Annotated in this window: 23 protein-coding genes; 20 read left to right on the top strand and 3 right to left on the bottom strand. The window is 39.7% G+C overall.

Annotation, left to right across the window (positions count from 1 at the left end; translation table 11 throughout):
• Nucleotides 1-193: 193 nt before the first annotated feature.
• From pcrB to MUB24_RS08665, 18 genes are all read left to right on the top strand, one after another.
• Complete coding sequence (pcrB, locus tag MUB24_RS08750; protein ID WP_244703187.1) at nt 194-877, top strand: heptaprenylglyceryl phosphate synthase; 684 nt, start codon at nt 194-196, stop codon at nt 875-877.
• Nucleotides 878-936: 59 nt separating this feature from the next.
• Complete coding sequence (pcrA, locus tag MUB24_RS08745) at nt 937-3,147, top strand: DNA helicase PcrA (protein ID WP_244703185.1); 2,211 nt, start codon at nt 937-939, stop codon at nt 3,145-3,147.
• A gap of 78 nt (nt 3,148-3,225) precedes the next feature.
• Nucleotides 3,226-5,229, top strand: a complete 2,004-nt coding sequence (gene ligA, locus MUB24_RS08740) for an NAD-dependent DNA ligase LigA (RefSeq protein ID WP_244703182.1) — start codon at nt 3,226-3,228, stop codon at nt 5,227-5,229.
• 260 nt (nt 5,230-5,489) lie between these two features.
• Nucleotides 5,490-6,656, top strand: coding sequence for a CamS family sex pheromone protein (locus MUB24_RS08735; protein ID WP_244703180.1), 1,167 nt, complete (start codon nt 5,490-5,492; stop codon nt 6,654-6,656).
• 144 nt (nt 6,657-6,800) lie between these two features.
• The gene (gene gatC, locus MUB24_RS08730) at nt 6,801-7,091 is read left to right on the top strand and encodes an Asp-tRNA(Asn)/Glu-tRNA(Gln) amidotransferase subunit GatC (RefSeq protein ID WP_244703178.1); all 291 of its coding nucleotides are present in this window, start codon (nt 6,801-6,803) and stop codon (nt 7,089-7,091) included.
• Between the two features lie 16 nt (nt 7,092-7,107).
• Nucleotides 7,108-8,553, top strand: coding sequence for an Asp-tRNA(Asn)/Glu-tRNA(Gln) amidotransferase subunit GatA (gatA, locus tag MUB24_RS08725; RefSeq protein WP_244703176.1), 1,446 nt, complete (start codon nt 7,108-7,110; stop codon nt 8,551-8,553).
• Between the two features lie 12 nt (nt 8,554-8,565).
• On the top strand, nt 8,566-9,993 hold the full coding sequence (gatB, locus tag MUB24_RS08720) for an Asp-tRNA(Asn)/Glu-tRNA(Gln) amidotransferase subunit GatB (RefSeq protein WP_244703174.1): 1,428 nt from the start codon (nt 8,566-8,568) through the stop codon (nt 9,991-9,993).
• Between the two features lie 343 nt (nt 9,994-10,336).
• On the top strand, nt 10,337-10,888 hold the full coding sequence (locus MUB24_RS08715; RefSeq protein WP_244703172.1) for a thioredoxin family protein: 552 nt from the start codon (nt 10,337-10,339) through the stop codon (nt 10,886-10,888).
• A 29-nt stretch (nt 10,889-10,917) separates the two neighbouring features.
• The gene (locus MUB24_RS08710) at nt 10,918-11,721 is read left to right on the top strand and encodes an arylamine N-acetyltransferase (RefSeq protein WP_244703170.1); all 804 of its coding nucleotides are present in this window, start codon (nt 10,918-10,920) and stop codon (nt 11,719-11,721) included.
• Nucleotides 11,722-11,788: 67 nt separating this feature from the next.
• Nucleotides 11,789-12,586 carry an endonuclease/exonuclease/phosphatase family protein gene (locus MUB24_RS08705; protein WP_244703168.1) on the top strand — a complete coding sequence of 266 codons (798 nt, stop codon included), beginning with the start codon at nt 11,789-11,791 and terminating at the stop codon, nt 12,584-12,586.
• A gap of 399 nt (nt 12,587-12,985) precedes the next feature.
• A complete protein-coding gene (locus MUB24_RS08700) occupies nt 12,986-13,528 on the top strand; it encodes an RNA polymerase sigma factor (protein WP_244703166.1) in 543 nt (180 codons plus the stop codon).
• A complete protein-coding gene (locus tag MUB24_RS08695) occupies nt 13,525-13,998 on the top strand; it encodes an anti-sigma factor family protein (protein WP_244703164.1) in 474 nt (157 codons plus the stop codon). The genes MUB24_RS08700 and MUB24_RS08695 overlap by 4 nt, the downstream gene beginning before the upstream one ends.
• Nucleotides 13,991-15,082, top strand: a complete 1,092-nt coding sequence (locus MUB24_RS08690) for a hypothetical protein (RefSeq protein ID WP_244703162.1) — start codon at nt 13,991-13,993, stop codon at nt 15,080-15,082. Before MUB24_RS08695 ends, MUB24_RS08690 begins: the two co-directional genes overlap by 8 nt.
• Nucleotides 15,079-15,975, top strand: coding sequence for a LiaI-LiaF-like domain-containing protein (locus MUB24_RS08685; RefSeq protein ID WP_244703160.1), 897 nt, complete (start codon nt 15,079-15,081; stop codon nt 15,973-15,975). The genes MUB24_RS08690 and MUB24_RS08685 overlap by 4 nt, the downstream gene beginning before the upstream one ends.
• A gap of 161 nt (nt 15,976-16,136) precedes the next feature.
• Nucleotides 16,137-17,051, top strand: a complete 915-nt coding sequence (locus tag MUB24_RS08680) for a diacylglycerol kinase (protein WP_244703157.1) — start codon at nt 16,137-16,139, stop codon at nt 17,049-17,051.
• Nucleotides 17,052-17,148: 97 nt separating this feature from the next.
• Entirely contained in the window at nt 17,149-17,871 is a 723-nt protein-coding gene (locus MUB24_RS08675; protein WP_244703155.1) for a ThuA domain-containing protein, read from the top strand.
• Between the two features lie 212 nt (nt 17,872-18,083).
• Nucleotides 18,084-19,058, top strand: coding sequence for a siderophore ABC transporter substrate-binding protein (locus tag MUB24_RS08670; RefSeq protein WP_244703153.1), 975 nt, complete (start codon nt 18,084-18,086; stop codon nt 19,056-19,058).
• Between the two features lie 150 nt (nt 19,059-19,208).
• On the top strand, nt 19,209-19,913 hold the full coding sequence (locus tag MUB24_RS08665; protein WP_244703151.1) for an NAD-dependent protein deacylase: 705 nt from the start codon (nt 19,209-19,211) through the stop codon (nt 19,911-19,913).
• Between the two features lie 229 nt (nt 19,914-20,142).
• Here MUB24_RS08665 and MUB24_RS08660 read toward each other — a convergent pair whose 3' ends face one another.
• Genes MUB24_RS08660 through MUB24_RS08650 form a run of 3 tightly spaced genes read right to left on the bottom strand, consistent with a single transcriptional unit; the run spans nt 20,143 to nt 23,206 of the window.
• Nucleotides 20,143-21,090 (bottom strand): glycine betaine ABC transporter substrate-binding protein, encoded by a 948-nt coding sequence (locus tag MUB24_RS08660; protein WP_244703149.1) that lies wholly within the window; start codon nt 21,088-21,090, stop codon nt 20,143-20,145.
• A 53-nt stretch (nt 21,091-21,143) separates the two neighbouring features.
• Nucleotides 21,144-21,989, bottom strand: coding sequence for an ABC transporter permease (locus MUB24_RS08655; RefSeq protein WP_244703147.1), 846 nt, complete (start codon nt 21,987-21,989; stop codon nt 21,144-21,146).
• Nucleotides 21,989-23,206: a quaternary amine ABC transporter ATP-binding protein gene (locus MUB24_RS08650; protein ID WP_244703145.1), complete on the bottom strand. Its 1,218-nt coding sequence runs from the start codon at nt 23,204-23,206 to the stop codon at nt 21,989-21,991. Before MUB24_RS08650 ends, MUB24_RS08655 begins: the two co-directional genes overlap by 1 nt.
• Before the next feature lie 336 nt (nt 23,207-23,542).
• Here MUB24_RS08650 and MUB24_RS08645 point away from each other — a divergent pair, with 336 nt between their 5' ends.
• Nucleotides 23,543-24,079 carry a GbsR/MarR family transcriptional regulator gene (locus MUB24_RS08645; protein WP_244703143.1) on the top strand — a complete coding sequence of 179 codons (537 nt, stop codon included), beginning with the start codon at nt 23,543-23,545 and terminating at the stop codon, nt 24,077-24,079.
• A 20-nt stretch (nt 24,080-24,099) separates the two neighbouring features.
• Nucleotides 24,100-25,134 (top strand): acyl-CoA dehydrogenase family protein, encoded by a 1,035-nt coding sequence (locus MUB24_RS08640; RefSeq protein WP_244703142.1) that lies wholly within the window; start codon nt 24,100-24,102, stop codon nt 25,132-25,134.
• Nucleotides 25,135-25,170 lie beyond the last annotated feature (36 nt).

Raw genomic sequence — 25,170 nt, 5'->3', positions numbered from 1 at the left:
TAGTAACAGCGAACTTACTGACGTGCCCCTTTTTCATGTTTTTGTCAAATCCGGGAACAGCGAGATCAATGGCTGTGCCCCTTTTTTGTGTTATCTCATACTGATTATATAAAATTTCCTCAACTACTTTAGTGTCACCATCCCAAAATGCTATAATGATAGAGGCCAAATAGAAATGGAGGACCCTACTGACATGTACGATGTAAGAAAGTGGCGCCATGCCTTTAAACTTGATCCTTATAAAGAGATTTCAGATCAGGATCTTGAAAAAATATGTGAATCAGGGACAGACGCCATTATTGTTGGTGGTACAGATCATGTGACATTGGAAAATGTTCTACATCTTCTGTCCAGAATAAGAAGATACACGGTTCCTTGTGTGTTAGAGGTAAGTAATCTTGAATCGCTTACTCCGGGGTTTGATTTATATTTTATCCCTTCTGTCTTGAATACAAAGGACATCCAATGGTTTACAGGTCTTCATCATAGAGCCATAAAAGAATATGGAGACCTAATGGATTGGGATGAAGTTTTTGTGGAAGGTTACTGTATTTTAAATCCTAACTGCAAAGCAGCAAAGCTGACAAATGCGCTTGCGCTACTTGAAGATGAGGATGTTGTGGCCTATGCCAGAATGGCGGAAAAAATGTTTCACATGCCCATCTTCTATATGGAATACAGTGGTGAATACGGCGATCCGAAACTAGTAGAAAAAGTAGGTAATCATTTATCAAACACAACCCTATTCTATGGCGGTGGCATTAAAACGGCTACTCAAGCAAAGGAAATGAACCAGTTTGCTGACTGTATTATCGTTGGAAATGTGGTGTATGAAGATATAAAAGAAGCGCTGAAAACAGTGAAGGTTCTTCAGTGACTTTTCATTAGAATGAAGGTATAATAGAAACAAATGTTCTTTATTAAGGAGGTATACATTTGCAACTTTCAACTACACGTCTCTTGGGGGGGTTAAATCCTGAACAAAAAGAGGCGGTTAAAACGACAGAAGGGCCTTTACTTATTATGGCGGGAGCAGGTAGTGGAAAGACAAGAGTCCTGACCCATAGGGTGGCCTATTTAATGGTTGAAAAAGAAGTGAGTCCTTACAATATTCTAGCGATTACTTTCACAAATAAGGCTGCTCGCGAAATGAAAGAGCGGATTGGGAACATTATGGGAGGCACGGCAGAAGAAGTATGGATTTCCACATTTCACTCTATGTGTGTAAGAATTTTAAGACGTAATATCGATCGCCTCGGATATAATCGAAATTTTACGATTCTGGATTCCACCGATCAATTATCGGTCGTGAAAAATGTAACCAAAGATTTAAACATCGATTCAAAGAAATTTGATCCAAGAGCTGTTCTTGGTGCGATTAGTAGTTCGAAAAATGAGCTAGTCACAACAAAAGAATACGAAAAAACCGCAGCAGGTTTTTATGCGCAGACAGTCAGCAAAATCTATACCGAGTATCAGCGCAGATTACGTCGTAACAATGCGCTTGACTTTGATGATTTAATCATGGTCACGATTCAACTATTTGAGCGCGTGCCAGAAGTATTGGAATATTACCAACGGAAATTTCAATATATTCATGTTGATGAATATCAAGACACCAATCGCGCCCAATATATGCTTGTCAAAATGCTGGCAGACCGACTTAAAAATATTTGTGTGGTGGGAGATTCAGACCAATCGATTTATCGCTGGCGTGGAGCAGATATTGCGAATATTTTATCATTCGAAAAAGATTATCCGAATGCCAAAGTCATTATGCTGGAACAAAACTATCGTTCTACAAAGTTTATCTTAAAAGCAGCGAATGAAGTAATTCAACATAATTTTAATCGAAAACCGAAAAATTTATGGACCGAAAATAAGGATGGGCAAAAAATTGTCTACTATCGTGCCGATAGTGAACAAATAGAAGCTCAATTTGTTGCAGGCAAAATTAAGGAATTAAGTGCCAATGGGAAAAGAAAGCTATCCGACTTTGTCATTCTTTACCGCACGAATGCACAATCACGTGTGATGGAGGAAATTTTATTAAAATCCAATATCGAATATAAGATTGTGGGCGGTACAAAATTCTATGATCGCAAGGAGATCAAAGATTTACTCGCTTATTTACGCTTAATTGCTAATCCGGATGATGATATTAGTTTACAGCGAATTATTAATGTCCCGAAACGGGGAATTGGTGCCACTTCCATTGACCGAATGGCTGCCTATGCGAGAGAACGGGATCTCTCCCTTTACCAGGCTCTTGCTGAAGTAGATTTTATCGGACTAACGGGAAAAGCCGCTAATGCCGCTGCTGAGTTTTACGTTTTGATTAAAAATTTTACACAAATGCAGGAATATCTTTCCGTCACTGAACTAGTGGAAGAAGTGATTGAAAAAACAGGTTACCGCGATATGTTAAAAGCCGAAAAATCATTGGAAGCGGAAAGTAGACTTGAAAACATTGAAGAGTTTTTATCTGTGACGAAAAGTTTTGAAGAGGGCAGTGATGATAAAAGCCTTATTGCTTTTTTAACCGATTTAGCGCTTGTTGCTGATATTGACCGCTTGGATGAAGAGGGGACACCTGACGAAGGTGTAACATTGATGACCTTACATTCTGCAAAAGGGTTAGAATTTCCAGTTGTCTTTTTAATTGGTATGGAAGAAGGCGTCTTCCCGCATAGTCGTTCCTTGATGGAAGAGGAGGAGATGGAGGAAGAACGGAGAATCGCGTATGTAGGGATCACACGGGCTGAGGAAGAATTATACTTAACCAATGCGCAGATGAGGACTTTGTTTGGACGAACGAATATGAACCCTGTTTCTAGGTTTATTGCAGAAATTCCTGAAGAGCTGCTAGAAAATGCGAATGAGCAAGAAAAGCAAAGAAGGATCTCCTTTGAGAGCAAATCCGCTAGGCAAGAACGGAGAAAGCCTGTTACAAGATCCATGCCGACTTCAAATTCTACCACTGCGGAATGGAAAGTTGGCGACAAGGCGGAGCACAAGAAATGGGGCATAGGAACAGTTGTCAGTGTGAAAGGTGACAGCGATAGTATGGAACTGGATATTGCCTTTCCAAGTCCAATCGGGATTAAGCGTCTGCTCGCTCAATTTGCCCCCATCCAAAAAGTCTAGAGCACATCACGTTGTGGCATAATAGTGTGTAATAGACAATGTAAAGTATCGGATTTTGCTGGAAAGGTTGATGGATGGATGGATCGAGAAAGTATTGAGAAGCAAGTAAAAGAACTGCATCAATTATTAAATCAATATGGGTATGAATACCATGTTTTAGATAATCCCTCTGTTCCTGACTCTGAATATGATCGGCTTTTACGAGAACTGCAGGATTTAGAAGAACAATATCCAGAGTTTATAACCCCTGACTCACCTACACAGCGGGTTGGGGGAGTCGCTTTATCTGAATTTAAAAAGGTACGGCATCAAACACAGATGTTGAGTTTAGCCAATGCCTTCTCTGAGGCAGATCTTCGTGATTTTGATCGAAGAGTTCGCCAAGCAATCGGGGATGATTTTTCCTATGTATGTGAATTGAAAATTGATGGACTTGCCGTTTCATTACGCTATGAAAATGGAATTTTCGTTCAAGGATCAACAAGAGGAGATGGAACGGTCGGGGAGGACATTACGGCCAATTTAAAAACAATCCGCTCGATCCCATTAAGATTAAAGGAACCATACTCGCTTGAAGTCCGTGGTGAGGCCTATATGCCAAAAAAATCATTTTTAGAGCTCAATAAAATAAGAGAAGAGCAAGGAAAGCAATTGTTTGCAAATCCACGGAATGCGGCTGCTGGATCCCTCAGACAGCTTGATCCTCGGATTGCGGCTTCCCGAAATTTAGATATCTTTCTTTACGGAATTGGCGATTTTGGGACAACAGGTGTGACTTCCCATCACAAAGGTCTGGATTTGCTTGAAAAGCTTGGATTGAAAGTGAATAAGGAAAGAAAACAGTGTCACTCAATGGAAGAAGTTCTTGAATATATTGAGAAGTGGACAAATGAACGTTCCCAGTTAAATTATGATATTGACGGGATTGTCGTAAAAGTCGATTCCCTGGAACAACAAAATCAATTAGGCCAAACAGCGAAAACACCTCGCTGGGCGATCGCTTATAAGTTTCCGGCAGAAGAGGTTGTGACAAAACTGACGTCTATTGAACTTAGTGTCGGAAGGACTGGCGTAATTACGCCTACAGCCATTTTAGAGCCTGTACAAGTGGCCGGAACAACGGTACAGCGTGCATCCCTTCATAATGAAGATTTAATTAAAGAAAAAGATATTAGAATTGGCGATTGGGTTGTGATTAAAAAAGCTGGCGATATCATTCCTGAGGTCGTTTATGTTTTAGAAGAGAGAAGGAGCGGGACGGAAATACCGTATCAAATGCCTGAGCACTGCCCAGCGTGTGAAAGTGAGTTAGTTCGTCTAGAAGGGGAAGTCGCGCTGCGCTGTCTAAACCCGAAATGTCCGGCGCAAAGAAGAGAAGGTCTGATTCATTTTGTTTCACGAAATGCGATGAATATTGATGGATTAGGTGAAAAAGTCATTGGGCAGCTTGTTGCCCTTGAGTTGATTAAGGATCCTGCTGATATTTATTATTTGACAAAAGATCAGCTTTTAACAATGGAGCGTATGGGTGATAAATCAAGCACCAACTTGATTGAGGCAATTGAAAAATCAAAATCAAACTCATTAGAAAAGCTATTATTCGGCTTGGGCATTCGCCATGTAGGGGCCAAAGCGGCGGCTACCCTTGCCGAACATTTTGAGACGATGGATAGACTAGCCTCAGCCACAATAGAGGAATTGTTGCAAATAGACGAAGTCGGAGAAAAAATGGCAGATGCGATTGTGACGTACTTTGAGAACCAAGAAGTCGAACAACTATTGACAAAATTAAAACAAGCTCATGTGAATATGACATTTCTTGGTCAAAAAAGAAGTCAAACAGCAGATGAAGATTCCTATTTTTATGATAAAATAGTGGTGCTGACAGGTAAGTTACAGCAGCTATCCAGAAACGAAGCAAAAGAGAAAATCGAATCTTTGGGAGGAAAGGTAACCGGAAGTGTCAGTAAAAACACGGATCTAGTGATTGCCGGTGAGGATGCAGGGTCTAAATTAACGAAAGCGAATGAGCTTGGAATTGAGACCTGGGATGAAGTGCGATTTCTGGAAGAGTTGCCATAATAGTTTTTTCAATGATAGTGAAATAAAAGAGGATGTTCAAAAAGTCCGGTAAAAAGACATAAGCGAATTTCTTCGTTGGCTTGCTTTTCCGCTGCTCACGTATTAGGATAAGGATCTTCCGCTAAAACCGCCCACGTCCTGTGGGCAACACGGAAGTCAGTACATCCTGTACAAGTCCGCTGCTCAAAGCTACGCCGCCTCGAACTTCTTGGTCCTTTTTATCCTCCTTTTTGAACACGCATTAAAAGGTGGAAAAATCCATGAAAAAATGGTTTGCTAGTATATTAATCGTGATGCTGATAAGTGGCTGTGCCCCGCAACTGAATAAGGAAAATGAAAATGAAGTGGTTCAAGGAAAAGATGAGAAGAAAGAAACATCGATTATTCCCAACTACCAAATATCTGATTCATTGTATCGATCGATCTTGCCATTTAAAGCAAGTAAAACAAGAGGGATGGTTGTGGATAATTTGAATTCCTCTTATGATATTAAAGAATTCGAGACAGGCCTTATGCGCGTAGCGAAAGAGAATTTTTCAACCGATACGTATTTGTTTCAAGAAGGCCAAAAATTGGATCAAGATACGGTTCGAAAATGGCTGAATCGTAAATATACTAAGGCTCAATTAAAGGAGTTAAAACTGGATGAAGAAGATAATGTTGGGCTCAACCCGGTAAATGACGAAAAAGGTTCTATAGAGAAACAAAATGAAAAAAGCCCTATTTATCTCGCTCATATCCTAGAACATGATTATTTGGTTAAAGATGGTAAGAAGGCAAGGCTTAGCGGCGTTGTGATTGGTCTTGCCTTAAATTCCATCCATTATTATCAAAAGGAAGAATACGGTGCAACGTTTGAACAACCGATTAAGCATGAAAAATTGGAAGCAGAAGGAAAGAAGATGGCGGAGGAGGTTCTGAAACGATTGCGTGCGATGGAGGGGTTAGGAAATATTCCGATTACGATTGCCTTGTTTGAGCAAAATAGTCGGAGTGCTGTAGTGCCTGGCAACTTTTTTGCGTATGCGCATGCTGCCCAAGGAAGTTCCTCGCTCGGTGATTGGAAAGACATCAATGAAAAGCATTATTTATTCCCCTCAGCAAAAGCAGAGGATGACCATCGTGAAGATGTTGATCGTTTTATGAGATTTAAAGATGAAATAGAAAAGTATTTTCCAAATTATACCGGAATCATTGGCAGGGCCTTTTATAAGGATGATCAAATTGTCAATTTAAAAATTGATATTCCGATTCAAGTGTTTGGAGAAGCTGAGATTATCGGTTTCACCCAATTGGCAGCCTCGTCAGTGATGGATAGTTTAGATTATTTTAATGTGGATGTCAATATTTCTTCTATCAATGGGGCAGAAGCATTAATTTCCAAAAAGTCGGGGGATAAAGAGCCTTTTGTTCATTTCTATAAATAGAGGTTGTTAAAAGGGATCAAGATCACTGATTTAAAAATCAAAAGAATAAGCATCAGGCTTGAATCCCTCTCTTGCTTGTTAGCAAGTGAATTTGATATGATCAATAGTATTGTAAGCCACGATTTTAATCTGGAGGTGTTAAGAATGTCAAAAATTTCCAAAGAACAAGTTCTCCATGTCGCCCATTTAGCTAGATTAGAAATGAGTGAAGAAGAAGCGGAAAACTTTTCAGAGCAGCTAGCCGATATTATTACGATGGCAGAGAAATTAAATGAACTGAATACAGAAAATATTGAGCCGACTTCCCATGTTTTTGCGCAGAAAAATATCATGCGTGATGATAAAAAGGAAGAAGGTTTGCCACTGAAAGATGTCATGAAAAATGTACCAGAACAAGAGGATGGTCAAATCAAAGTACCATCCATTATAGAATAAGGAAGGGGGCAAGAAGATGACATTATTCGACCATTCTATCAAAGAATTACATCAACTTTTACATAAAAAAGAATTAGCTGTTTCTGACCTTGTCGATCATTCTTTTAAAAGAATTCGGGAGGTAGATGATCAGGTAAAGGCATTTTTAACACTAGATGAAGAGAATGCTCGAAAGAAAGCAAAAGAGCTTGATGGACAAACAGGAGAATCAACTCTTTATGGGATTCCGACGGGAATAAAAGATAATATTGTGACGAAGAATTTGAGAACAACCTGTGCGAGTAAAATGCTTGAAAACTTTGATCCTATCTATGATGCCACTGTTATGGAGAAATTGAATCAAGCAAAGGCAATGACCATCGGAAAAGTAAACTTAGACGAATTCGCGATGGGGGCCACGACAGAAACATCCGCCTTTCAAGTAACCAGAAACCCCTGGAATCTTGATTTTGTTCCAGGAGGATCTTCTGGCGGTTCTGCTGCAGCCGTTGCCGCTGGACAAGTTCCTTTTTCACTAGGATCAGATACCGGTGGATCGATTCGCCAGCCAGCAGCCTTCTGCGGGGTTGTTGGAATGAAACCTACATATGGTCGAGTTTCCCGTTATGGGTTGGTTGCTTTTGCCTCTTCCCTTGATCAAATCGGCCCGATTACAAAAAACGTGGAAGATAATGCCTATGTGCTACAAGCTATTGCAGGCTTAGATGCTCATGATTCGACTACAGTTGATCAACCGGTCCCAACATTTACAGAGGGTTTAACAGGGGATATAAAAGGATTAAAAATTGCCGTTCCGAAAGAATATTTAGGTGAGGGAATTGGGGAAGCCTCGCGTGAAGCTGTTTTATCAGCCTTGAAAGTATTGGAAGGCCTTGGTGCCACTTGGGAAGAAGTATCCCTTCCTCATTCCCAATATGGTGTAGCTTCTTATTTCTTGCTCGCCTCTTCAGAAGCATCCGCAAACCTTGCTCGGTTCGATGGAGTACGCTATGGGTATAGAACAGCTAATCCTCAAAATTTGATGGATTTATATAAAAGAAGTCGTTCTGAAGGATTTGGTGATGAGGTAAAACGCCGGATTATGCTTGGAACCTATGCGCTTAGCTCTGGTTTTTATGATGCTTATTATAAAAAGGCCCAACAAGCAAGAACATTGATTAAACAAGATTTCGACAATATTTTTGAAACATATGATGTTGTGATTGGACCGACGACACCAACACCAGCCTATAAAATTGGTGAGATGTTGGATGATTTGGTGACGATGTATGCAAGAGATTTGTTGACGATTCCAGTAAATCTCGCTGGGCTACCAGGAATTTCCGTTCCATGTGGATTTACAGAAGGTTTACCACTCGGTTTACAAATTATTGGGAAGCATTTTGATGAACAAACCGTTTATCGTGTGGCTCATGCCTTTGAACAAGCAACAGACTATCATCAACAAAAACCACAATTGTAAGGGGGGAAAACCATGAATTTCGAAACAGTGATTGGACTTGAGGTCCACGTTGAATTAAAAACAGAATCAAAAATCTTTTCACCTGCTCCAAACCAATTCGGATCGAAACCAAATACGAATACATCCGTAATCGATTTAGGATATCCAGGAGTATTACCAGTATTGAATAAACGAGCCGTTGAGTATGGCATGAAAGCAGCAATGGCCTTGAATTGTGAAATTGCAACAGAAACCAAATTTGATCGAAAAAATTATTTCTATCCAGATAATCCGAAAGCCTATCAGATTTCGCAATTTGATAAACCGATTGGAGAACATGGCTGGATTGAGATTGAAGTCGATGGTGTCAAAAAGAAAATCGGGATTACCCGTGTTCACCTTGAGGAAGATGCAGGGAAATTGACACACGTAGCAGATGGATCACTGGTTGATTTAAACCGTGCAGGTACACCTTTGATTGAAATTGTCTCTGAGCCAGATATTCGTTCTCCACAGGAGGCCTATGCCTATTTAGAGAAACTGCGATCGATTGTACAATTTACCGGAGTATCCGATTGCCGGATGGAAGAAGGATCCCTTCGCTGTGATGCGAACATCTCATTACGCCCAATCGGCCAAGAAGAATTCGGCACAAAAACAGAATTGAAAAACTTGAACTCGTTTAACTTTGTTCGGAAAGGGCTCGAATTTGAAGAAAAACGTCAAGAGAAAATCCTCCTTTCCGGAGGTGAAATTTTACAAGAAACACGCCGTTTCGATGAAGCAACAGGTGAAACAATTCTGATGCGGGTTAAAGAGGGAGCTGACGATTATCGCTATTTCCCTGAACCAGATCTTGTGCAACTTTATGTGGATGAGGAATGGAAAGAACGAGTTCGGGCGGAAATCCCAGAGTTACCAGATGCACGGAAAAAACGCTATGTAGAAGAGCTTGGTTTGCCAGCTTATGATGCGATGGTTTTAACTTTGACAAAGGAAATGTCCGATTTCTTTGAAGAGGTTTTAAAGGCTGGTGCAGATGCGAAGCCCGCATCCAACTGGTTAATGGGGGAGGTCTCTGCTTATCTGAATGCGGAACAAAAGGAATTGCATGATACCGCCTTGACTCCAGAAGGATTAGCAGGGATGATTAAACTGATTGAAGATGGAACCATCTCTTCGAAGATCGCCAAGAAAGTATTCCGTGAACTGATTGAAAAAGGCGGAGACGCTGAAAAGATCGTCAAAGAGAAAGGGCTAGTGCAAATTTCTGATGAAAGTGCACTGCTTCCAATCATTACGGAAATCCTTGATGCAAATGAACAATCAATCGAGGATTTTAAAAATGGAAAAGGCCGGGCACTTGGTTTCTTAGTTGGACAAGTCATGAAAGCGACAAAAGGGCAAGCAAACCCGCCAATGGTCAATAAATTATTGAAACAAGAAATTGAAAAACGATAAACAAGCTAAGGTGTAGGCTATCATTAGATGGCTTACACCTTTATTAATAGGAAAATCATTGCCCAACACTGAAATGGCCTTTACTATCGGATAAATCAGGTTTACTATCGGATAGATTGAATTTACTATCGGATAGACTGGGTTTATTATCGAATACATCGAGTTTACTATCAGATAGACCAAGTTTATTATCGAATACATTAAATCTACTAACGGATAAGTACGATTTACTTTTAAATAGAACTTTTCCAGCGGAATTCCAGACTATGACTAATTAATTGGCTTGTTTTTCCAAAGTCGATATAATATGAATGAATAACTTGAATGAAAGGGGAAAGGATAATTGAATCTTTCACAATGGTTTCAAAAAGGAATTCCTGCAAATGAGTATATTCAATCGATGAAGCACCATCAGGAAAATACAAACTATATTCGAGAGCATTTTACCGTCCCTACAGAAGATACTGAATTTTTCCCTACACTAAAACAAGAAAAATTACGAGTTATTGCCATAACAGAAGACTGGTGCGGGGATGCGATGTTGAATATTCCGATTCTACTTAACTTAGCCGAAAAGGCAGATATGGAAGTAAGAATGCTTCTTCGTGATCAAAACTTAGAGTTAATGGATCAATACTTAACAAATGGGACATCAAGGGCCATTCCAATTTTTATTTTTATTGATCAAGCTGGAAACGAACGGGCCGTCTGGGGACCAAGAGCCGCTTCTATTCAACAATTTGTAGAGGAAGAACGGTCGAAACTTCCGGAAAAAGAGGATCCAAAATTTGAAGAACAACAAAAGGACATGTATGAAAAGATGACGAACAGGTATGTAAATGATCCTTCTGTTTGGGATGCTGTTTATGAAAGTATAAAATTAACATTACAATGATCTGGAAGTAGAAAATGAGGTGTTGAAGCTTGCAACAGGCTGTGGACCAATATTTACGTTATTTGCGATTGGAAAGGGAACGACCAACAATTAACTATTTGCAACGTCTCATTCAACACCAGTTGACTTTAGTACCATATGAAACGTTTAGCAAGTTCTATTATTTTTCACTGGCTCCTGACTATATTCCTCCGCTCCCACTATTTGTTCAAAACTTAAGGGAAAAGGGGTGGGGAGGGACTTGCTTTACATTAAATATGAATTTTGCTCGTTTATTAACCGAGTTAGGGTTCGCTTGTTCGTTTGTCAGAGTAGAGCCAGGCCATTTAGCGATTATGGTCGAAATTGGCCATAAAAAGCTATATGTTGACGTGGGCTACGGTTCTCCGATCATGAAACCTGTGGAATTAGAAGCAAGATTCCAGCATAAAATGCATGGATTTGGTGAGGAAATCATCATCTCTCAAACAGGCGCAGACCTATATGAAATCGACCGTAGATCAAATGGGAAAACATTTGTCAAAAAGCGAATCATTTGGGAGCCGCTTTCAGAACAGGAGATCCTTGAAGACATCCGGTTATCCTATTTAGATCAAGATGAAAATATTACGATGAGAAGAATTACGGCGGTACGTTTTAATGGGCATCAATGTTTTTATTTGCGGAACGAGACCATGAAGGTGATGACCTTCCGAAATATTCAAGAAATTAAACTGAATTCCTTGCAAAAGTGGTTAAAGGTCGTCCATGATGTTTATCAAGTAGAGGAAATCTCCCTAAGAGAATCCATTGATTTTCTAGGGGAAAGGAATATTTTTCTTTTTTTAAATTAAGTCTAGACAGGAGATTCATAGTTAACTATTTTTAAGGGTATAAAAGCCGGGAAGGTGAGGAGAACAAATGGGGAAAAATGGAAGTTTACGTGTGATGACTTATAATCTACGAAATAACAGTGATGTCCCACCAAATTCGTGGGAGGAAAGAAGAGGGCTTATTCAAGCCTTAATTCGGCGGGAAAAGCCGGATATCATTGGAACACAAGAGGGACTTCATCCACAAGTAAAGGATATGGAAGAACTGCTTCCAGAATATGGTTGGATTGGTCTAGGAAGAGATGGCGGAAGTCATGGCGAATATATGACCATTTATTATAAAAAAGAACGCCTTGAAATAATGGAATATGATCATTTTTGGTTATCCGATACACCTGAAAAAATTGGCTCCACTACTTGGGGGAATGCTTGTACTCGGATGGCGACGTGGGTTCGTTTTTTTGATAAAGAAACAAGAAAGGCTTTTTATCACTTAAACACACATTTGGACCATGAATCGGAACTGGCTAGGGTGAATGGGGCAAAAATAATTAATCAAAAAACGGAACAGTTCAAACCTAATGTGCCTATTATCATCACAGGCGATTTTAATACACTAGCAGATTCAGAGACCCATCGTACCTTTCTTGAAGAAGGTCAATACGTCGATACTTGGCTGGATGCAAAGGAACGAGTCAATGAAAATTTAGGAACATTCAATGGTTTTAAAAATCCGTCTGGTGGAAACGGGCGAATTGATTGGATTTTGTATAAGGGAAAAATGAACACATCTAGAGTTCATATCGTGAACGACCAAGTTGATGGGCGCTTTCCAAGTGACCATTTCCCTCTAGTAGCGGATCTTCAATTTAATGAAAATGAGTAGAAAGAAAAACCTGTAGCTAACAAGGCTGCAGGTTTTTTAAAAAGATAGGGAACTTAGGCTGAGTATACAGCTCACTAGTGCGTATTTATTCCGATAATTTTGTCGACAAAAAGAAAAAGTGAAGGGGATAAGGAGAAGGGATGCGTTCGATACTCGCTCACCATTTATCCCTGTATAATAGATAAAGCTAAAACAGGTAACAGCGAACCTAGTTGGCCGTGCCTGAAACTGCGGAAAAGCGTGAAAAAGGTAACAGCGAACCGGATGGCCCGTGCCCGAAACCGGCGGAATGTTAGAAAAGTCGTTTGAAAAATATTATTCCGTAAAGTGTAGGGGAATGCTCGCAGTTTACGTTTTTATACATAGAGGCAGGCCGATAAGGAAGGGGGGAGAGAAGGCTTGGATGAAGTGCTCATTGAAAAAATAAAAAATGGAAATGATCATGCTTTTCGTGTACTTGTCGAGAAGTACCGAAATCGGATTTTCCATACGGTATATGGTGTGCTTCGCAATGAAAAAGATGCGGAAGATGCGACACAGGAAGTGTTTTTAAAAATCTATACTTCTCTCCCCCGATATGAGAAGCAAGGTTTTAAATCATGGATCACAAGAATTGCGGTCAATCATGCGATTGATATAAAACGTAAGAAAGTAAGAAGAAAAGAAGATCAACAGGTTGAGTTTGAAGAAGCAGACCATGCCCCCCAATCGCAAAACATTGAACTATTAGTGATTCAAAATGAAAGAAAACAATACCTAAGGGAGCGGCTGCAAGAGCTGCCTGATAATTATCGTGAGGTTGTCGAAGACTTTTATATTCGAGAAAAAACTTATCAGGAAATGGCTGAAAAGGCGAATGTAAAGACCAAAACAATTGAAGTCAGGTTATATCGGGCAAGACAATGGATGAAAAAACACTGGAAGGAGGATGAATTTTCATGAATCACTATCGCATTGATCATTGGCTGCAATATGTGCGAGATGAATTGGATGATGAGACTCGGATTCAATATGAAAACCATCTGTATGACTGTGACCATTGTTTAGAATTATACCTACAAGCAGTGGACGCGAACGAATTCCAAATGCCTGAGCTGGCTGAACCCAATCATTTTACGGATTCGATCATGAAGCAAGTACAGGAAATAAATACAAAAGAGGATCAGCCAAAGATACGAGCCAAACATTCGTATAAACAAACATTTATTCACTATTCTATTGCGGTTGCTATGACATTTATCCTTATGTCCACTGGTGTTTTTTCTCAGCTATTAAAAATGCCCCATACAATCGAAAACAGCGAATCAAAACAATCAGAGTCTTTTATCCAAAGTTTTCTTAATAAACAAGGATCGATTATCAATAAATTTGAAATGGATGTTCACTTTAAGGAGGGAAAACACAATGAATAAAAATCCGTTTATCGCCTTTTTGCTCGCCTTTTTCCCGGGTGGGGGTTTAATGTATCTTGGAAAGGTGCTAAGAGGCCTTTTTTATATGGCAACGGTGATTGGGATTCCACTTTTCTCGTTCATGATTGCATTTGCGACCTTGAATGATGTTTTTACCATTTTATCACTTGGTGGGGTTCTTCTTTATCTCGTTAACTTCATCGATACGGCTGTCACAGCTTCCAAACTCTATCAACAAGGAAATCAGGTGTCGGAAGGGACCGTTGCAGAAGAGAAGCCACAAGAGTCTGAGCGTTTTTTCACGATTATTCTTTCTTTTGTCCCTGGACTCGGACATTTTCAACTCGGCTTGGTGTATAGAGGCACGACATTATTGGTTGCTTTCTTTGGAGCAGCGATGATGATCTTTTTTGTAACCTTGATGACCGAAAGAAGCGAGTTTCTCATCTTCCTAGCCTCCCTTCCGATCATCTGGTTCTTTGGCTTCTTTGATGCTTTAAAACAACTGGACAAAAAGCAAAAGGGAGAAGAACTGGAGGATAAATCGATTTTAGAAGACCTTGAAAATCGCAATACCGAAGGGAAAAAAAGCAAAGCGATCGCCACTTTATTAGCCATTTTTCCTGGAGCTGGGCATCTTTATCTAGGACTACAAAAACGCGGCATCCAGTTGATGGCAGCCTTTCTATTCTCCATCTATATTTTAGACGTACTTAGACTAGGGATCTTCTTATTTATTGTTCCCATCATCTGGTTCTTCAGCTTTTTTGACGGTTTGCAAAAAGCATCGAGAGCGGGCGAGGAATTAGAAAATGAAGACGTACCGATTGTCTCCGTCTTTGTCAATCATCAAAAATGGGTAGGCATTGGTTTCATTGTTTTAGGGATTTATTATATTGGATTGAATGTAGCCCTACCGATTGCGGAGCCTTTTATCCAAAAATGGTTTTCAATCGATCTTTATTATTGGGTCCGCGAATATGTACAAACAGCGCTTATCTGCCTCTTGCTGATTGGCGGGGGAATCAAATTATTAACAGGAAAAAAAATTAAATCTGATCAAAAAAGAGGTGAAGCAAAATGAGAACATGGCGTGTCGGCTCCTTTTCAATGGGAGGAGCCCTTGTTTTCCTCGGTGTCTTTTTGCTATTGCAGCAGTTTTTTGGCTGGGATCCAGCTCTTGTCTTAATGTCTTGGTGGCCCGTTCTGTTCATCGTCTTAGGAGTTGAGATTCTCCTATACCTTTTTATGGCAAGAACGGAAAATAGCCGGGTCAAATACGATTTTATTAGTATCATTTTCATCGCATTCATTGGTACAACGGGAATCGGAATGGCGGTCCTGCATTCCATTGGATTATTTGATTTTGCACAAAAGGTAGTCTCAGCAGAAGTTCGTGAGATGGATTTACCCAAATATGAGGAAAGTAATTTAACAGGGATTAAACGGCTGCAGGTAGAGACAGGCCCATTCGACCTTTCGATTGAAACAACCGATCAAAAGGAAATTTCAATTTTTGGTACTTATGAGGGAGATGGGTTCGCCAATGAGACAAGGATCAAAGAGGTTTCTGATTATGCGATGGTGGAGAAAAAAGGGGATACCATTTATATTAAAATGAAGGAGATCCCCTATAATCATTTTTATCGGTCAATGGATACAGGGGAAGCCACTCTCTTGATACCACAAAACATTGCCTTAGAGTTGAAAGGCAATTGGCAACCTATCAAAGCTGCTCCTAGAAATCTTCTTAGTGATTGGAATATCGAGGGTGCAGAAACTGTCCATGTGAACGTAGAAAAAACATCTAACCTAACAGTAGCAGTAGATAATGTTGATTATGTAGATGATCAGGATTGGGATGAAATAAAAAAGACAGATGCGGATTCGGTTGAATCTGCATTGCGGAAATATGGAAAAGGGGAACATCGGCTAACGATAAAGGGTGCGAATACTGTTCATGTAAATGAAAAATAATTTGAGAGGGATGACTTTGTCATTTCTCTTTTTTTACAGGTACTCTCGGACGATCATTTGTGATTGGATTTTATTCTATAAAAAAGGTATGATAAATTAGATAGACTTGCAATAATTGCATTGAAAAACAATGCCTATTTTGTATGAATGGGTGATGAGATTTGAAAAGGGTACGAATTATTTATAATCCGACTTCTGGAAGAGAGATTTTTAAACGAAGTCTTGCAGAGGTCCTATTTAAGTTGGAAAATGCAGGCTTTGAGACATCTTGTCATGCAACGACTGGCGAAGGTGATGCGATTCAGGCAGCAAAGATTGCGGTAGAAAGGGAATACGATGTCGTGATCGCGGCCGGTGGAGACGGGACAATTAATGAAGTCGTGAATGGATTGGCTGAACAGAAATACCGTCCTAAATTAGGGGTAATTCCAACAGGAACAACGAATGATTTTGCGAGAGCCCTACATATTCCAAGGGATATTGATGCAGCCATCAATGTGATTATTCAAAATGAGACGATTCCCGTTGATATCGGACGTATGAATGATCATTATTTTATCAATATTGCTGGAGGTGGACGGTTAACAGAGTTGACCTACGAAGTTCCAAGTAAGCTAAAAACTGTGTTGGGCCAGCTTGCCTACTACTTAAAAGGAATAGAAATGCTTCCCTCTATTCGTGCTGCGGAGGCATCGATCGAATACGATGGAAAGCTATTTGAGGGAGAAATTATGCTGTTTTTAGTAGGGTTAACCAATTCCATAGGAGGGTTTGAAAAATTAGCTCCTGATTCATCCATCAACGACGGTTTATTTACACTGATGATTTTAAAAAAGACGAATTTAGCCGAATTTATCAGAATTGCGAGCTTGGCCTTACGTGGCGAACATATTCATGATCCCAATCTTATTTATACAAAAGCAAACCACATTAAAGTGAAATCCCCAGTTAAAATGCAATTAAATATTGATGGGGAATTTGGAGGCTTGCTGCCAGCAGAGTTCTACAATTTATATCGCCATCTTGATGTGTTTGTCCCAATTGATAAAATCAGGCAGCAAGATAAACTACTGTAAAGAATGGATCACATGATTAGACAGAGTAGGGAAATCGCTTTAAAATAGAACTAGCTAGCGGTTACAGAATAGAGATGGATAAAAAGGAGAGAAATGCATGAATATTACCATTTGGAATGAAAATAAGCATGAAAAGTCCAATCCAAAAGTTGCAGAAGTCTATCCAGAGGGCATTCATGGGGCTCTGGCCAAAATTTTTGCAGGAACAGAGCATCAGGTTCAAACAGCTACATTGGAACAACCTGAACATGGCTTGACAGAAGATGTTTTAAATAATACGGATGTGCTTTTTTGGTGGGGACATATGGCTCACCATGAGGTATCGGATGAAATTATCGATCGTGTACATAAAAGGGTACTTGAAGGAATGGGCTTGATTGTCTTACATTCGGGACATTTTTCAAAAATCTTTAAAAAGTTAATGGGGACCTCCTGTGATCTTAAATGGAGAGAAGCGGATGATCGGGAACGCCTTTGGGTTGTAGATCCGACACATCCAATCGCGGAAGGAATCGGGGAATATTTTGAGTTAGAAAAAGAAGAAATGTATGGCGAACATTTTGATATCCCGGCTCCTGATGAGCTTGTCTTCGTTAGCTGGTTTGAAGGTGGAGAAGTGTTCCGCTCAGGTTGCACGTATAAAAGAGGGAATGGAAAGGTCTTCTATTTCCGTCCAGGACATGAAACTTATCCGACATACTATAATAAAGATGTGCAAAAAGTTTTAATCAATGCAGCAAATTGGGTGAAACCAGTTGATCATGCCTATCCAAAGTATGGGAATGCCAAGCCAATAGAGGAAATCTCTCCTAAAAATTAATGAGAAACCCATGGGGAAGCAGCATTCTCCATGGGTTTTTCATTGTTATTTTTTTGACAAAGAAGTGAAATAGCGAAAAAACTGTTGTAAAAAAGTATAAATATGGTATATTACTAATTGAGAATGAATATCATTATCCAGGAGGCTCAGGAAGGTAGTTTTTTTATTGCATGATCTTACATATAACATATACTATAGATGAGGTGTGGAAAATGAAAAAGTTAGGTTTTATGTTTACTGTTTTGCTTTTAGCGATTGGATTAGCTGCTTGTGGTTCAGGCTCTGAGGCAAAAAATGATAATAAGCAAGCGAGTGAAGGAAATGGAAATGATCATGAGCAACAAGAAGAAACATTGACCATTAAACATGAGTTAGGAGAAACATCTGTTCAAAAAAATCCAAAAAAGGTTGTTGTATTTGATTTCGGTGCACTAGATACTTTAGATGCTTTAGGTGTTGAAGAGGTTGTTGGACTTCCACAAATGAATGTTCCTAATTATTTGTCCAAATATGAGGGAGACGAATATGAGAATGTTGGAAGCTTAAAGGAACCTGATTTTGAAAAGATTCATGCTTTGAAACCTGATTTGATTTTGATCTCAGGAAGACAGTCAGATATGTATGATGAATTTACAGAAATTGCTCCAACGATTTTTGTTGGCTTAGATACATCGAGATATATGGAATCTTTTAAAGAAAATGTGAACACATTAGCTAAGATTTTCGGCAAAGAAGATGTAGCGAAAACAGAAGTAGAAAAAATTGATGATAAAATTGCCGCTCTACATGAAAAAGCAAGCAAGGATGATGGAAAATCCCTTGTGGTTTTAGCGAATGAGGGAAAAATGAGTGCATACGGACCAAGCTCTCGTTTCGGGATTATTCATGATGTGTTTGGATTTGCTCCAGCAGATGAAAATATTGAAGTTTCTACTCATGGTCAAAACGTATCGTTCGAATATGTTCTTGAACAAAATCCTGACTACCTCTTTGTCATTGACAGAGGAACGGCCATTGGTGGCGAGTCAAGCTCCAAACAATTAGTTGAAAATGAGCTGATTCAGAAAACGAATGCTTATAAAAATGATAAAATCGTTTATTTAGACCCAGAAAATTGGTACCTATCTGGGGGAGGACTAGAATCCGTTTCTGCCATGGCAGATGAAGTAGAAGTTGTGCTAGACTAAACGGAGTGCTTGGCACGTCTCGAATTTTGTTGAATTGGGATAAAGCTGATTGAAAGGATATTCTTTCAATCAGCTTTATTGTGTTTTAGCGTGGTTTCAATGGTACAATGATGGCATCGATTTAGTTAAATAAAAAGGGAGGTGAGAAGGTTGTTATCCCAATGGTTGAAGGAATCGAATTATACGGTCGTATTAACAGGGGCGGGGATGTCAACGGAAAGTGGGCTTCCTGATTTCCGTTCTTCTGGAAAAGGATTATGGACGAAGAAGGATCCGAGTCAAATTGCTAGTACGGAAGCACTGAATCAAAATGTGGAGGAATTTTTCCAATTTTATCGTCAGCGTGTTTTGGGCTTGAATGAAGCAAAGTATCATCAAGGCCATGCCATTCTAGCCAAATGGGAAAAAGAAGGGTTGGTTCGGAGTATTATTACGCAAAATATTGATGGCTTTCATACAGATGCAGGGAGCGAGAATGTGATCGAATTGCACGGAACGATGAAAAAGGTGCATTGCCAATCATGTGACCGCGAGTATGGAAATGAAAAATATGCCAATGAGCAATTTATCTGTGAATGCGGAGGCAAGCTGCGTCCTTCTGTTGTGTTATTTGGTGAAATGTTACCTGAAGAAGCGCTTGTACAAGCAGCAGAGGAAAGTGAAAAGGCCGATTTATTCCTCGTTCTTGGTTCCTCATTAAGTGTGACACCAGCGAATCAATTTCCATTGATCGCCAAGCAAAATGGGGCTAAATTGGTGATTATTAATATGGAACCTACTGAGCTTGATCTTTACGCTGATCTTGTGATTCATGATCGGAAAATTGGGGAGGTTCTAAAAGAAATCGATAGGTGAAAACATTCATGGCCTCTCGTTTGAAGGATTCCACGTTTCTTCATGCTTCATGAGCTTTTATACAAATGGTGAGGATCCTCTTCTATCCTCTTGTCTAACATTCGTATCACAGAGATAGCAAGTCATTTGAAACATATTTCAAAAGATAAATAAAATCCCTCCGCCTAAGTTGTAAGGCAGAGGGATTTTATTTATCTTTAGCGACATAAGCAGGTTACTAGAAAGAAGCCTATTTTACGCCTTTTGTCCACTCATCCACAAGATCTGGATGGTCCTTCATAAATTGTTGGGCAACGTCTGCAGGATCTTTGTCCTCATCGAAGACTGGTGGCATTAGTTCCTCTACCATATCATAGTCTTCTGTATATTGTTCTAGGACTTTATAAGCTGCTGGAGCATCTTCTTCTAATCCTTTGCGGGCTACGATGTAAATTTGATCACCGTCTCCTCCGTAAATTCCCTTAGGATCTTCCAACATTTTCATATCCATCACACCAAATACCCAGTGTGGTTTCCAAAGTGGAACAACGATTGGCTTTTCTTTCTCATAGGCGGACTTCAATTCAGCAATCATCGCCGCTTCTGAACTCGATACCAGTTTCCAATTGTCCAATCCATATTCTTCTAGGGCCGTCTCTGTATTTGCCATAATACCTGCACCAGCATCAATACCAGTAATCGTCCAATCGACAGACTTACCTAGTTCTTCATTGTCTTTTAAGTCTTCAATCGAATTGACATCTTTCATATAGCTTGGTACAGCAAGTGCCAATGGTGCCTTATCAAGTACTTCATTTACTTTTACCACATCATCTTGATATTGTTCCCAATAACTCGCATGTGTTGTAGGTAACCAAGCAGATGCCATGAAATCAGCAGAACCATCAGCTACACTAGACCACATCGGACCAGCTTCTACTTGTTTAACATCAACATTATACCCTACATCTTCGAGAACAGCGGCTAGCAAATAACTAACAGGGGTTTCCCGTGCCCATGCTACGTAAGGAAGGGTTAAATCTTTTTGCCCTAACTCAACTCCACTACCTTTGTCCGTGTCTGTTCCTGCCGAATCTTTCCCATTAGATCCATCATCCGCATTATTTCCGCACGCTGCCAATAGCATGGACAGCGTAAGAGCAAAAATCAAACCTGAAAGATAAAACTTCTTCTTCATAATGTAAAGGTCCTCCTAAATGATCATTATTTGTAACCCCCAAAAGGGGATACTTACTTTTTGTTTACTCCTTGTGTAATACGATCCAGCACCATGGCAATAATAACAAGTGCCAAACCACCTTCAAATCCTAGCCCAATTTTAATTTGAGTGACTGAACGATAGACAATTTCTCCAAGACCAGGTGCTCCTACAAGCGAGGCGGTGACAACCATTGATAGTGATAACATGATCGTCTGGTTCACGCCTGCCATCATCGTAGGCATGGCAAGTGGAATTTGTACTTTTCCAAGTCTTTGCCCTGTTGTTGAACCAAAGGCATTCGCTGCCTCTATTAATTCTCCGTCTACCTGACGGATACCAAGATTGGTCATTCTAACTGTCGGCGGCATGGAAAAGATGATCGTTGCGATGACTCCTGGGACCATACCAATTCCAAAGAAAACAACAGATGGAATCAAGTAAACGAATGCGGGCATTGTTTGCATGAAGTCAAGAATCGGTGTGATTGTGGACTGGACGGAATCTTTTTGAGACATCCAAATGCCAATCGGTACCCCAATGATAATGGAAAAGATAACCGATATAATGATGAGCGATAATGTATCAAGCGTCTCTGACCAATAACCGAGATTATTAATTAAAGCGAGGCCAATAAGTGAAAACAGTCCTGTTTTCCAACCTGCTACTCGCCAAGCAATAAGTGAGATGATCGCGATAAGGATGTAAGGTGAACCAGGAATATGACCAATGGACAATAGCCATACGAATGCATCCGTCATACTTTTAATCCCGGTAGAGATCCCATCAAAGATGACTCCTAGATGATCCGTTAAAAATTTTACGAAAGCTTCAACCCACTCTTTTAATGGGAGTTTAGGAAAAAGTTGATCTTCCATTATGAGATCACCCCATTTCCATTAATGACCTCATCATTCCCAGCCATTGCGCCCATAATCGCACCTTTCACAACGATGCCTTGCAATCGGCCTTGATCATCGACAACAGCTAAAGGTACATCCGCTGAAGCCATCGATTCAAACAAATCGGTTAAAAATGTGTCCGGACTAACGGTCGGGACATCTTTGGTCATGACATCTTCAATCGACTTCTTTTCTTTAATGGCATCTGATGCTTGACTTGCCGTCACATAACCTAATAGCTTTCTTTTTTTGTCCATCACATACACAGTGGAAATACCTTGGTCACGCATCATTTGTAGGGCCACACGCGGTCCCTTATCAGGGGTTACATTTTCAGCTCTTTTCATTACATGACTAGCTGTCAATACTTTAGAAAGATCGACATCTTCAACAAATCGCTCTACATAATCGTTAGCTGGATTCATTAATATTTCTTCAGCTGTACCTATTTGGACAATGACACCGTCTTTCATTAAAGCGATCCGGTCACCAATACGTAACGCTTCATTTAAGTCATGAGTAATGAAAATAATGGTTTTCCCAACAGATTCATGTAAATCTAGTAACTCATCTTGCATGTCTTTACGAATCAGGGGATCAAGCGCACTGAACGCTTCATCCATCAATAAAATATCAGGATCATTCGCGAGTGCCCGTGCTAATCCCACACGTTGCTGCATTCCACCCGAAAGTTCATTTGGATATTTATCCGTATAGCCACCAAGACCAACTAAATTTAATGCTTCACTGGCCTTTTTGGCCCGTTCTTCTTTGTCAATTCCTTGTATTTCCAAACCATATTCAGCATTTTGTTGGATTGTTTTGTGAGGGAGCAAAGCGAATTTTTGAAACACCATACTCATTTTTTTTCGACGGATTTCACGTAATTGCTCTTTGTTCATCTTCGTAATATCTTCCCCATCAATCCAAACATTACCTGACGTTGGTTCAATCAAACGGTTCAACAATCTAATAAGCGTGGATTTTCCGCTCCCAGAAAGCCCCATGATCACAAACACTTCACCCGAAGCAACCTCGAATGAGGCTTGGTTGACACCAACGGTCATTCCAGTTTCCTTCAGGATCTCATCTTTTGTTTTATTTTCTTTCAACAATTGAACGGCTCGCTTAGGATGTTTACCAAACACTTTTGTCAACTTTTCTACTTTAATCTCAATTGTTTCCTTCCCCATACTGTTCCTCCTTCAGTTACCTATATAATGTTACGGAATGATGACGGGAATGACAAAGAGCATATATCGCTTCATTCAGTTGATTTTGTATGTACAGAATAAACTGTACAAAGCAAACGGAGGGTTTTCTTAAACATCCTCCCATTTCCTGCTGATTTCTCCCACATCTAAATCTTTACTTTCAGTCAGTTCTTATAATAAAGTATACAATAGAGAATAGCTGTTTAAATCAATTGCAGAAACGAAAGAGAACTTTTTCCGTTATTTTATATAGGGAGAGAGAATACGTACAACTCCCATTCGGCACTATTTATCATGATTGAGGATGTGAATTAGGTGGAAGATATCGAGCAACTTGATAAAGCACGTGAGAGAATTATTGAGACCATCGCCCAGAACATCCATTTATACGGTCTGACACCCTCAGCCGGCAGACTATACGGGATGATGTTTTTTCATCGAGAGCCCTTAACATTAGATGAGATGAAGGAAGAATTAGGGATGAGCAAGACGAGTATGAGTACGTCTGTTAGGGCTTTATCTGATTTGAAAATGGTTGAGCGGGTTTGGAAAAAGGGTGTAAGAAAAGACTTATATCAGGTGGAGGAAGATTGGTATCAAAGCTTTATTGATCTATTTTCAACCAAGTGGAAAGGGGCCGTTTCTGTCCACAAAACGGCGATTAAAAAATCCCTAGCCGAATTAAAAAATTTGATTTCAGACGAACAGACAAGTACAGATGTGATAGAATTAGCAAGGGAAGATATAAAAAAATTAGAATATATCTATACTTATTATGAATGGTTAGAGAGAGTTGTAGAATCATTCGAAAATCATGAAATTTTTGATTTAGTACCGAAAAGAATAGAATAATGGGCTTGAGGTGGACAAATATGTTTGGCAAGGCATTGGTGGATGATATTAGTAGTCAGGCAATGTATATCGATTATTCAGGAGTCATTCCTGATACATTGCTTCAATGGTTATATGAGCAAAAATTATTTAAATTATTCGTTCCTGAGGCATTAGGAGGGAAAATGCTAGAATTACCCGATGCGTTGCGAGTATTTCAAAAAGTATCGGAAATAGAAGGAAATGCTGGATGGTTGACAGCCATTGGGTCAGGTGGTGGCATGTTTGTTCCGAATATACAAAAGCCACTGGTTGAGCATTTATTCAAGGATGAGAAAGCGGTCATTGCGGGCAGTGGTTATCCTAATGGCGAGGTTAGAAAGATTGATGGCGGTTATATTGTCAGCGGAGAGTGGAAATATTGTAGTGGCTCTTCATTTGCTTCCTTTTATACGGCGAATAGTACGACGGAAAATGGAGAGATCATCAGCTTTATTTTTATGCCAAATCAAGTAGAAATCATAGAAGATTGGAACGCCTTAGGATTAAGGGGGACAGGTAGTCATACGATCAGGGTGAGAAATGCTCTTGTTTCGGAAGAGTACACCTTCCAATTGGCTGTTCAACAAAATGAATATGCTGGTCCTGTTCATCGTTTTCCATTTATTCCTTTTTCTCAAGCTTCCTTTACGTCTGTTTGTCTAGGAATAGCCATGCATTTTTATAAAGAGGCAAGGAGAATCGTTAAAAAACGAGCAAAGAATGAACCAAAACGATGGGAAGCAGTTACCTTGTTATTAGATGAACAGGAAACTAATTTCCAAGAGAAATTAGAAATATTTTATACGGAGATTGAAGCCTTATGGAAGCTTCATGTGAATGAAGAAACAATATCTGAACAAAATATTGACCAGTTTAGCAAAACTTGTAAAGAAACCGTTCAAATTGTCATCCAAGATGTGGACTGCCTTATTCGTTATTTGGGAATGGATGCCATTATGGAAACCGCTACAGTCAATAAAATTTGGCGAGATTTGCATACGGCTGGTCAACATGCTTTTATTACACCAAGATAAATGTTTTTTACTATCAATTTGCAACGTAGTTTTATA

The sequence above is a fragment of the Lederbergia sp. NSJ-179 genome (genome assembly GCF_022867885.1).
Classification (GTDB): Bacteria; Bacillota; Bacilli; order Bacillales; family Bacillaceae_C; genus Lederbergia.
Note: the sequence above shows the minus strand (reverse complement) of the source record. Positions and strands in the feature narration are given on the sequence as shown.

Coding starts and splice junctions, on each gene's coding strand:
- MUB24_RS08655 (WP_244703147.1), bottom strand. CDS start 21,989: ATGGAAGATCAACTTTTTCCTAAACTCCCATTAAAAGAGTGGGTTGAA.
- MUB24_RS08705 (WP_244703168.1), top strand. CDS start 11,789: ATGGGGAAAAATGGAAGTTTACGTGTGATGACTTATAATCTACGAAAT.
- MUB24_RS08735 (WP_244703180.1), top strand. CDS start 5,490: ATGAAAAAATGGTTTGCTAGTATATTAATCGTGATGCTGATAAGTGGC.
- MUB24_RS08640 (WP_244703142.1), top strand. CDS start 24,100: ATGTTTGGCAAGGCATTGGTGGATGATATTAGTAGTCAGGCAATGTAT.
- gatB (WP_244703174.1), top strand. CDS start 8,566: ATGAATTTCGAAACAGTGATTGGACTTGAGGTCCACGTTGAATTAAAA.
- MUB24_RS08650 (WP_244703145.1), bottom strand. CDS start 23,206: ATGGGGAAGGAAACAATTGAGATTAAAGTAGAAAAGTTGACAAAAGTG.
- MUB24_RS08695 (WP_244703164.1), top strand. CDS start 13,525: ATGAATCACTATCGCATTGATCATTGGCTGCAATATGTGCGAGATGAA.
- ligA (WP_244703182.1), top strand. CDS start 3,226: ATGGATCGAGAAAGTATTGAGAAGCAAGTAAAAGAACTGCATCAATTA.
- gatA (WP_244703176.1), top strand. CDS start 7,108: ATGACATTATTCGACCATTCTATCAAAGAATTACATCAACTTTTACAT.
- MUB24_RS08690 (WP_244703162.1), top strand. CDS start 13,991: ATGAATAAAAATCCGTTTATCGCCTTTTTGCTCGCCTTTTTCCCGGGT.
- gatC (WP_244703178.1), top strand. CDS start 6,801: ATGTCAAAAATTTCCAAAGAACAAGTTCTCCATGTCGCCCATTTAGCT.
- pcrB (WP_244703187.1), top strand. CDS start 194: ATGTACGATGTAAGAAAGTGGCGCCATGCCTTTAAACTTGATCCTTAT.
- MUB24_RS08685 (WP_244703160.1), top strand. CDS start 15,079: ATGAGAACATGGCGTGTCGGCTCCTTTTCAATGGGAGGAGCCCTTGTT.
- MUB24_RS08675 (WP_244703155.1), top strand. CDS start 17,149: ATGAATATTACCATTTGGAATGAAAATAAGCATGAAAAGTCCAATCCA.
- MUB24_RS08670 (WP_244703153.1), top strand. CDS start 18,084: ATGAAAAAGTTAGGTTTTATGTTTACTGTTTTGCTTTTAGCGATTGGA.
- MUB24_RS08660 (WP_244703149.1), bottom strand. CDS start 21,090: ATGAAGAAGAAGTTTTATCTTTCAGGTTTGATTTTTGCTCTTACGCTG.